The sequence below is a fragment of the uncultured Desulfovibrio sp. genome, assembly GCF_949282365.1.
GTDB lineage: Bacteria > Desulfobacterota > Desulfovibrionia > Desulfovibrionales > Desulfovibrionaceae > Desulfovibrio.
Genome location: NZ_CASDOY010000066.1, coordinates 1 through 8,388 on the forward strand (window position 1 = coordinate 1; position 8,388 = coordinate 8,388).

An 8,388-nucleotide genomic window follows, 5' to 3' on the forward strand; every position below is an offset into this window, starting at 1 on the left:
CCGGGACCGCCGGCCCATCGCCGCCCCTGCCGCAACGGCGGCGCCCCGCGGCGCCATCCGCCCCCGCGCCGCCACACGCATGACCGCGGGACGGGAGGGAGCGCACGCTCCTTCCCGCTCCGCACAACCAGAGGAGGACGCATGGACACCCTGACCCAGATCGCCATCTGGAACCGGGCCCTGGGCTTTTTGGGCGGACGCACCATCGCCGCCGAGGACGAGAACACGCCCGAGGCCCTGCAATGCCGCCTGTACTGGGACAGCGCCCGGCGGCAGGCCCTGCGGGACTATCCCTGGGCCTTCGCCCAGCGCCGGGCCTGGCTGGCCCGTGTGGCCCTGCCCGCGGGTTTCGAGCAAGAATACCGCTTTGCCTACGCCCTGCCGGAAAACTGCCTCAAGGCCCATGAAGTCCGGCACGAGGGCCTGCTGCCCCGGCCCTTCTGTCTGGCCCGCGATCCCGGCAGCGACGGCACCGTCCTGCTCACCTCCGCCAGCCGGGCCCTGCTGCTCTATACGGAGGACGTGCGCCACTGCCACCAGTTCGACGATCTTTTCGCCCACATGCTGGCCCGCAAGCTGGCCTGCCTGCTGGCCGCGCCGCTGCTCAAGAGCAACAGCCAGAAGATCGCGGAACTGGAGCAGCTCTACAGCGCCAGTCTGCCCCAGGCCCGCCAGTCCGATGCCAGCGAGCGCAGGGCCCTGCCCCTGGCCGACAGCTGGCTGCGCTGCCGCTAGCGGCCCTCCGCTCCGCGCCCGTATCACCTGTCTTGCGGCGGCCTGTCCGCCCCTTTCCGGGAGAACGCATGACCATGCCCTACAGTCCCGGCCGCGCCCTGTTCGAAGGCAACGGCACGGCCACGGAATTCCCTTTTTCCTTCAAAGTCTGGAGCGCGGAACAGCTGTCCGTCACCCTGACCGGTCCCGACGGCAGCAGCCGTCCGGCCAGCGGCTGGAGCGCCCGCCTCAGCGGCGACGGCGGCAGCGTGAGCTATCTGCACGAGGGCGCGCCCCTGCCCGCAGGCTGGAAACTGGCCATCACCCGCAACATGCCCTTTGAACAGCAGATCGACCTCGTGTCCGGGACGCGCTTCGATGCCGAGGTCATCGAGACGGGCCTGGACAGGGCCACCGCCGAACGCCAGCAGCTGCTGGAACAGCTGCGGCGGGCCGTCATCCTGCCCGCCACCAGTGAACAGCAGCCCGTCAAGATGGCTGAACAATTGCTGCAGGCCGAGAAAAACGCCCAGGCCAGCGCCGCAGCGGCGCAAAGCAATGCAGAGAGTTCGACCCGGCAGGCGGAAAACGCGCGTCAGAGCGCGCAGGATGCCGCTGCTGCCGCCGTCGCCGCCGCCGGCAGTGAACAGGCCGCCTCCCAAAATGCCATGGCAGCCCGCCAGAGCGCGGAGGCCGCGGCAGAGAGCGAGGACAGGGCCGCCGGCAGCGCCGCGGCCATCCTGGGGCTGCAGGTGGAGGTGGCCACGCTCGATCCCGGCCGACCCGCCAGCGGCGACTATGACCCGGAGACCGGCATCCTGCACCTTGCCGTCCCCAGGGGCGATCCCGGTGGGGCGGCCCTCGCCACGGCCACCAGTCCGGGCAGCGTCATGCCCCGGACCGGCGATGCTGACGGGCTCGTGCTGGGCTCCGACGGCAGCTTGAAGGTGCGCGCCGCCACGGCCACGCAACGCGGCAGCGTGCTGGCCAGCACCACGGCCAGGGCCGATGCCGTGCCGCAGGCCGGAGCCGACGGCACACTGGACGCGAGCTGGGTGCCGCGCCCCGATTGCTGGGACATGTTCCCGCCCTTCGTGCCCGTCCCCGTCCGGGGCGCGGGCCTGGGCGGCAGCGACGGGCGGCGGGCCATCCTGCCCGGGGAGGAGACGGCGCGCGAGGAGTGGATACTCTGCGACGGCGGCAGCGACGGCAAGGGCGGCAACGTGCCGGACATCCGCGGCCGCTATGTCCGCGGTGCCAGCGCAGCCGAAGCGGAAGGCACGAAGGGCGGCAGCGAGGAGATCTCGGTCACGCTGTCGGGCAGCACCGGGGCCACGACATTGAGTACCGCGCAGATGCCCAGCCACAGCCACAGCGTGGAGTGCGCCGGTCTGACACCCGAGTTCTACGGGGCCAGCCAGGACAAGAACATGCGCAGCGGCGCGGCCTGGACATTCAACACGAATGCCACCGGCGGCGGGGGCTCCCACACGCACCCCCTGTCCGGCACCACTTCCGGCACGCATACGGACCCGCATATCGCCATGAACTACTTTATGAAGGTGGTCTAAGATGAAACAGCATGTCACCGTCATCCCGTCCGACGGCCTCATCAGCGTGGACGGGGAAGCCCTGTTCCTCCACAGCCTCAAAAACGACGCGGCGGGAGGCGGCGCGCAGAGCGCCTTCCACGCCCTGCAATGGCATGACGGCGCGGGCCATGTGGAGCCCGGCGACGGCCAGCCCAACGAGATGCTGGGCATAGCGGACTACAGCGGGCGCGTGGCCCCCTTCGTGGCCCTGTGGCAGGCGGAGAAAGAGCGGCTGGCCGCCGGCGCCGCTGCCGCCGGGGAAGCGTTCGATGTGCCGGCAAACCTGGAGGCCCGCGAGCCGGCCGGTCAGGAGGGGGCCGAGGCCCGGGCCCTGTCCTCCGCCATCCTCACGGCCCGGATGCAGGCCGAGATGGTCCAGAGCCTGGCGTTCAGCCCGGACGAGTTCGCCACCTTCGCCAAAGCCGGGCTGTTCGCGGCATGGACCGCCGGGGAGACCTACGCGCAGGGCCGCCGCCTCGTCCACGAGGGCATCGTCTACGAAGTCATGCAGGCGGTGACGGCCCTCGAAGCCCAGCCCCCGGACCCGGACGGCATGCAGGCCGTCTACCGCCCCCTGTCCGCGGCCCCGGCGGACGGCGCGGGAGCGGACGGCAGCCGGGACCATCCCTACCCCTTCCTCTGCGGCATGGATGTGCGGAACGGCTGCTGCTACAGCCATGAAGGCAAGCTCTGGCTGGCCAGGGCCGACATGCCCGCCTGCGTCCGGCATCCCGGCACGGCAGGCCTGTGGCAGTGGGAGGAACTCCCGTGCGCATAGCCCTGCACAACTTCACCGGCGGCGAGGTCTCGCCCCTCCTGTCCGCCCGGTATGACCTTTCCCGGTACGGCAGTTCCGTACAGTGCATGGAAAACATGCTGCCCGGCCTGCACGGCGACGTGCGCCGCCGCCCCGGCACCCTTTTCCTGGGGCGCCTGGACGAGGCGGCCGTGCTCTTGCCCTTCAGCTTCAATGCCCTGGCGGAACAGAACTTCGTCCTGGTCCTGACCGGCAGGGCCCTGCGCATCGCCGACAGCCGCGGCTTCGATCCGCAGGCGGACGCGCCGCTGCCCACGCCCTACGAGTCCCGGCATCTGCTGGAGATCTGCGCCGCCCAGGTGGGGGATACCGTCTATCTGGCCCATGCGGCCTACCCCCTGCACAAGCTGGTGCGCAGCACGGACAGCGATCCCGGGGCCGCCCTGCCCGCCTGTACCGTCCGCAGCCACGGCTATCGCTGGAGCCTGGAAGCCGTGGCCTTCAACAGCAGCCTGCCCGCGCCCCGGGCCCCTGTCTGCAGCTTCGTGCGCGGCGTCAACGACGATGACGCCGGGCTGGGCCATGTCCTGCGCTACAAGGTGGTGGCCGTGGATGCCGACGGCAGGCAGTCCCTGGCCTCGGAGGCGGGCAGCTGCGAGGGCAAGCACCCCTCCGACTGGGTGGTGGGCAACCGCACGGACCTCTCCTGGACAGCGGTGGACGGGGCCGCGGAATACAACATCTACCGCGAGGAGGCCGGCTATTACGGCTTCATCGGCGTCAGCAGCACCACGACGTTCACGGACAACAACTATCAGGCCGACACGGCCGACACCCCGCGCGAGGACTGGGACCCCTTCGCCGGCGGCAACAATCCCGCCGTGGTGGCCTTCCACCAGCAGCGCATGGTCCTGGCGGGCACGCGCGACAATCCGCAGGCCTTCTACCTTTCGCGCAGCGGGGATTTCGAGAACTTCCGCAAATCCCGTCCCCTGCAGGACGACGACCCGGTGGAATACCTCATCGCTTCCGGCTCCATCGACGCCATCGCCTGGGCGGCCAGCTTCGGCGACCTGCTGCTGGGCACCTCGGGCAGCGAATACAAGGCCGGCGGCAACGGCGGCGCCATCACGCCCGGCAGCATCACCATCACGGCCCAGTCCTATTGGGGCAGCGCGGGCCTTGCGCCCATCATCATCGGCAATGCCATCCTGCATGTGCAACGCCACGGCGCCCATGTGCGCGACCTGTTCTACTCCCTGGAGAAGGACGGCTACGCGGGCAACGATCTTTCCATCCTGGCCCCGCACCTCTTCGAAGGCCACCGCCTGCGCCAGTGGGCCTACCAGCAGACGCCGGGCTCCGTGCTCTGGATCGTGCGCGACGACGGTCTGCTGCTGGCCCTGACCTATCTCAAGGAACACGATATCTGGGGCTGGAGCCGCCATCCCACGGACGGCGAGGTCCTGTCCGTCTGCGCCGTCTCCGGCCAGGACCGCGACGAGCTCCTGCTGCTGGTCCGCCGCCGGGACGCGGACGGCAAGGAGGGCTGTTTCCTGGAGCGGCTGGCGCCCCAGTGGCAGGACGGCGCCCCGGTGGAGGAGGCCTTTTTCGTGGATTGCGGCCTGAGCTGCCGCCGGGAGGAAGCCGCTGCCACGGTGGACGGCCTCGGGCATCTGGAGGGGCGGGAACTGGCCGTGCTGGCGGACGGCAGCCCCGTGGAAGGCTGCATCGTGCGGGACGGGCGCATCCGCCTGCCCTTTCCCGCCCGGACGGTGCAGGCGGGCCTGCCCTATACCTCGGTCCTCTCGCCCCTGCCGGTGGAAGGCGACGGCGAGAGCGGCAGCACCCTGGGCCGCCGCCGGGCGCTGGGGCGCTGCTGCCTGCGCCTCTACCGCAGCGTGGGCGGCCGCTACGGCAGCAGCCGCGACGAACTGTACGATATCCCCTTCCTGCCCCTGCGCTGGGGCGAGGCCTGTCAGCCCTTCAGCGGCGACGTGGACTTTTTGCCCGCCGGCGGCCACAGCCCCACGGCCAGCCTCTGGCTGGTGCAGGAACGGCCCCTGCCCTTCCACCTGCTGGCCCTCAGCCTGGACGTGGAATTTGCCGAGATCTGAACCAAGGAGCGCCCATGATCCACTGTACCCGTGAATCTCTTGCCGGCCTGCTGCCCGAGGTGGCCCCCCTGCTGCAGGCCCACTGGGACGAGAGCGAGGCCGCCCTGCACGGCCCGCAGACCTACGCTCTGGACCGCCGGCGCTATGCCTGCTGGGAGCGGCTGGGCATGCTGCATCTGGTGGCGGCCCGGGATGACGGCGGCCGCCTGCAGGGCTATGCGGCCTTCACCCTGACGGACTGCCCGCACCGCCCGGGCAAGCGCCTGGCGGCCCTGGACGGCCTCTATCTGGCGCCGGCCGCCCGCAAGGGCCTGACGGCGCTGCGCCTGCTGCGCACGGCCGAGGCCGGGCTCAGGGAACGCGGCGCGGACGTGATCCAGTACAGTTCCCCGGCCTCCCGCCCCTGCGACGCCCTCTACCGGCGGCTGGGAGCGCGGCGGACGGAGAGCGTCTGGCACAAGGAGCTGCGCTGATGGCCGTGGCCAGCAGCACCGCGGCCCTGCTGGGGGCCGCCGTGACCCTTGCCGGTACCGCCGTGGGCGCCTGGAGCGCCGTCAGCCGTCAGGAGGAGCAGCGCAAACAGGCGGAATTCGCCGCCGACATGGCCCGCCGCAACAGCCGGATAGCGGAGGAGAACGCCCGCATGGCCGAGGACGAGGCCCGGCAGACCCGGGCCGACAGCCATGACCAGGCCGTGCGCAAGCGGCAGGAGACGGCCCTGCTGCTGGGCAGGCAGCGGGCCCAGGCCGGGGCCTCCGGCGCGCAGATCGACAGCGGCAGCCATCTGGACAGCCTGCTGGACCTGCGGGAAAAGGGCGAGCTGGACGCGCTCGCCCTTGAAGAACAGGGCGAACGTGCGGCCTACAACCAGGAGGTTCAGGCCTGGAACCAGCGCAACGCCGCCCAGGGCTCCCAGGCCCGGGAACGCCGGCTGCGTGAAAAAGCCGCCACGGACTATCTGGGTCTGGGCAGGACCCTGCTCAACAGCGCCGGTCGCCTGGGCAACAATTTCGACCTCTTTTCGGGCCAGGGCCCGCGCCTGCCCTGACGGCCCGCCGGGCAGCGGGGGCACACCTGTCCCGAAAAAGGGGCGTCCCGGCCGCGCCCACGGCAGGGATGAGCCTTCCCCGAACAGGCCGAGGATGGCGGCCACACGCCCCAATGCGGATACGGCAGCGGGCGGGACGCCCGCCCCGCGACGGTCCCCGCGCCCAGGCCGCCTCCCGGATCACTGCCTTGCCGACAAAGTGAAAGACCGCCTGCATGCAGGCGGTCTTTTTTTTGCTGTGCGGCGACGAGAAGCACGCGGCAGCGAACGGCGAGCGTGGATGTGCGGCGGACGGCACGCGGCGGACGGCCACAAAGGAAAAGGGCCGCGGCATGCGGCCACGGCCCCTGTATCCGTACTGCAGCGGGCAGGCTGTGTCGGGGAACAGTCCTAGAAGGTGTAGTTCAGCTCCTCAAAGTGGGCCTGGGGATGGGCACAGGCCGGGCACAGGTCGGGGGCGTGGGTGCCTTCCACCAGGCAGCCGCAGTTGCGGCAGCGCCACACGGTGGCCTTTTCACGCATGAACATGCGGCCTTCCTTGATGTCGCGGGCCAGGGCCAGGAAGCGCTTTTCGTGGTAGGCTTCGGCCACGGCGATGCTGCGCATCACGGCAGCGATCTCGGCAAAACCTTCCTTTTCGGCCACAGCGGCGAAGGAAGGATACATTTCGGTGTGTTCGTGGTTCTCACCCGCGGCGGAAGCCAGCAGGTTGGCTTCGGTGGCGCCGATGATGCCGGCGGGGAAAGCGCCCGCGATCTCCACATCGCCGCCTTCCAGGAACTTGAACAGACGCTTGGCGTGTTCCTTTTCCTGCAGGGCGGTCTCCTGGAAGATGTCGCGCACCAGGACGTAGCCGTCGCTTTTGGCCTTGGCAGCAAAGAAGTCGTAACGGTTGCGGGCCTGAGATTCACCGGCGAAAGCGGTCAGGATGTTCTTCTCGGTCTGGGTACCTTTGAGGGATTTCATATGCTGTCTCCCGAGCCGTGGCTCTGTTGATGTGCTTGTTTTTGAGGATGTCCTGTTTCGTCCTTGTTGAGTTTTTAATAATAAATCCTATTAGCAAAAGCAAGCACTTTTTTCCATTTCCCCGAAAAAATATCGGGCTGCCTCGTCCCTCCATAGCCCCGGGCGGACAAAAAAACAAGCATCTTTAGAATAACATATTGAAAATAATGTTATTTTAATATAAGACCGGTTTACTCGCGCTGCAGGCTGTGGCAAACTCCGCCATGCTCTCCTCTCCCGTCCCCTCCGTACCCGTGACCATCCTGCCGGAAGAAGACCAGGTCATCTTCACCCTTGCCGACGGCAGCCGTCATGCGGCGCGCCTTGTATCCTCGGCGCGGGCCCGGCGCCTGCGCCTGCGCCTTGCCCCCGGGGGCGCTCTGCTCCTGACCGTACCGGCCGGCCTGGCGCCGCGGGAGCTGCCGGCCCTGCTGGCCGCCTTCCTGCCCTGGCTGGAAAAAAAGCTCCCCGCCTGCACGCCGGCGCCCCCGCCCGAGCTGCCGCACCAGCTGGACCTGCCCCTGCGCCATGACAGTCTGCGCGTGCGTCGCGCGGGGACGCTGGCGGAAGGACGCCGCCGGGCCATGTCCAGCCCCGAAGCCCCCCTGCTGCTGCGCGCGGGCGGCAAGCGTCTGCTGGCGCTGGTGCACGGGCATGAGCTGCTGCTCCATGCCGCCGATACGCCGGAAGACGCGGCCCTGCTGCTGCGCCGCTGGTGCCGCCGCCAGGCCGAAAGCCTGCTGCCGCCCTTTTTGCTGTCCCTGGCCCGGCAGGGCGGCTTCAGCCTCGCCCATATCAGCATCCGGGACCAGCGCAGCCGCTGGGGCAGTTGCAGCCGCCGCGACGGCGGCAGCATCAATCTCAACTGGCGCGCCGTCCTGCTGCCCCCGCCCCTGCTGGAACATCTGTGCTGGCACGAACTCTGCCATCTGCGCCACATGGACCACTCCCCCGCCTATCATGCGGAGCTGGCCCGCTTCTCCCCGGACTGGCGGGCGCGCGAACGGGCCCTGGGCCTTTTCTGGCGCGATCTGCCGCCCTGGGCCCGGCCCGGGACGCCGCCCCGCTGAGGAGGCCGCTGCGGGCGCCAGGGCTGCATGCAGGCCGCTGTGCGCGGCGTCCGCCTGCGGCCGGTCCGGACGCGGACGAGCAGAC

Annotated in this window: 8 protein-coding genes; 7 read left to right on the plus strand and 1 reads right to left on the minus strand. The window is 69.8% G+C overall.

The window, feature by feature from the left end; genetic code table 11:
* Positions 1-141: 141 nt before the first annotated feature.
* The 6 genes from Q1X76_RS09505 to Q1X76_RS09530 all read left to right on the plus strand — a co-directional run bounded on the left by Q1X76_RS09505 (position 142) and on the right by Q1X76_RS09530 (position 6,228).
* Positions 142-735: a hypothetical protein gene (locus tag Q1X76_RS09505; RefSeq protein WP_300719557.1), complete on the plus strand. Its 594-nt coding sequence runs from the start codon at positions 142-144 to the stop codon at positions 733-735.
* 68 nt (positions 736-803) lie between these two features.
* Entirely contained in the window at positions 804-2,285 is a 1,482-nt protein-coding gene (locus tag Q1X76_RS09510; RefSeq protein ID WP_300719559.1) for a hypothetical protein, read from the plus strand.
* Position 2,286: 1 nt separating this feature from the next.
* Positions 2,287-3,084 (plus strand): hypothetical protein, encoded by a 798-nt coding sequence (locus Q1X76_RS09515; RefSeq protein ID WP_300719560.1) that lies wholly within the window; start codon positions 2,287-2,289, stop codon positions 3,082-3,084.
* Positions 3,075-5,180: a hypothetical protein gene (locus Q1X76_RS09520; protein ID WP_300719561.1), complete on the plus strand. Its 2,106-nt coding sequence runs from the start codon at positions 3,075-3,077 to the stop codon at positions 5,178-5,180. The genes Q1X76_RS09515 and Q1X76_RS09520 overlap by 10 nt, the downstream gene beginning before the upstream one ends.
* 14 nt (positions 5,181-5,194) lie before the next feature.
* The gene (locus Q1X76_RS09525) at positions 5,195-5,653 is read left to right on the plus strand and encodes a GNAT family N-acetyltransferase (protein ID WP_300719562.1); all 459 of its coding nucleotides are present in this window, start codon (positions 5,195-5,197) and stop codon (positions 5,651-5,653) included.
* Entirely contained in the window at positions 5,653-6,228 is a 576-nt protein-coding gene (locus Q1X76_RS09530; protein ID WP_300719563.1) for a hypothetical protein, read from the plus strand. The genes Q1X76_RS09525 and Q1X76_RS09530 overlap by 1 nt, the downstream gene beginning before the upstream one ends.
* Positions 6,229-6,618: 390 nt before the next feature.
* On the opposite strand, the gene rbr is transcribed toward Q1X76_RS09530, so the two are convergent.
* A complete protein-coding gene (gene rbr / locus Q1X76_RS09535; RefSeq protein WP_300719564.1) occupies positions 6,619-7,194 on the minus strand; it encodes a rubrerythrin in 576 nt (191 codons plus the stop codon).
* A gap of 248 nt (positions 7,195-7,442) precedes the next feature.
* Here rbr and Q1X76_RS09540 point away from each other — a divergent pair, with 248 nt between their 5' ends.
* On the plus strand, positions 7,443-8,303 hold the full coding sequence (locus Q1X76_RS09540) for a M48 family metallopeptidase (protein WP_300719565.1): 861 nt from the start codon (positions 7,443-7,445) through the stop codon (positions 8,301-8,303).
* Positions 8,304-8,388: the final 85 nt, after the last annotated feature.

What these genes read in the sequence shown, in the direction of transcription:
- Q1X76_RS09525 (WP_300719562.1), top strand. Translation starts at nt 5,195, where the DNA reads ATGATCCACTGTACCCGTGAATCTCTTGCCGGCCTGCTGCCCGAGGTG.
- Q1X76_RS09530 (WP_300719563.1), top strand. Translation starts at nt 5,653, where the DNA reads ATGGCCGTGGCCAGCAGCACCGCGGCCCTGCTGGGGGCCGCCGTGACC.
- Q1X76_RS09505 (WP_300719557.1), top strand. Translation starts at nt 142, where the DNA reads ATGGACACCCTGACCCAGATCGCCATCTGGAACCGGGCCCTGGGCTTT.
- Q1X76_RS09510 (WP_300719559.1), top strand. Translation starts at nt 804, where the DNA reads ATGACCATGCCCTACAGTCCCGGCCGCGCCCTGTTCGAAGGCAACGGC.
- rbr (WP_300719564.1), bottom strand. Translation starts at nt 7,194, where the DNA reads ATGAAATCCCTCAAAGGTACCCAGACCGAGAAGAACATCCTGACCGCT.
- Q1X76_RS09515 (WP_300719560.1), top strand. Translation starts at nt 2,287, where the DNA reads ATGAAACAGCATGTCACCGTCATCCCGTCCGACGGCCTCATCAGCGTG.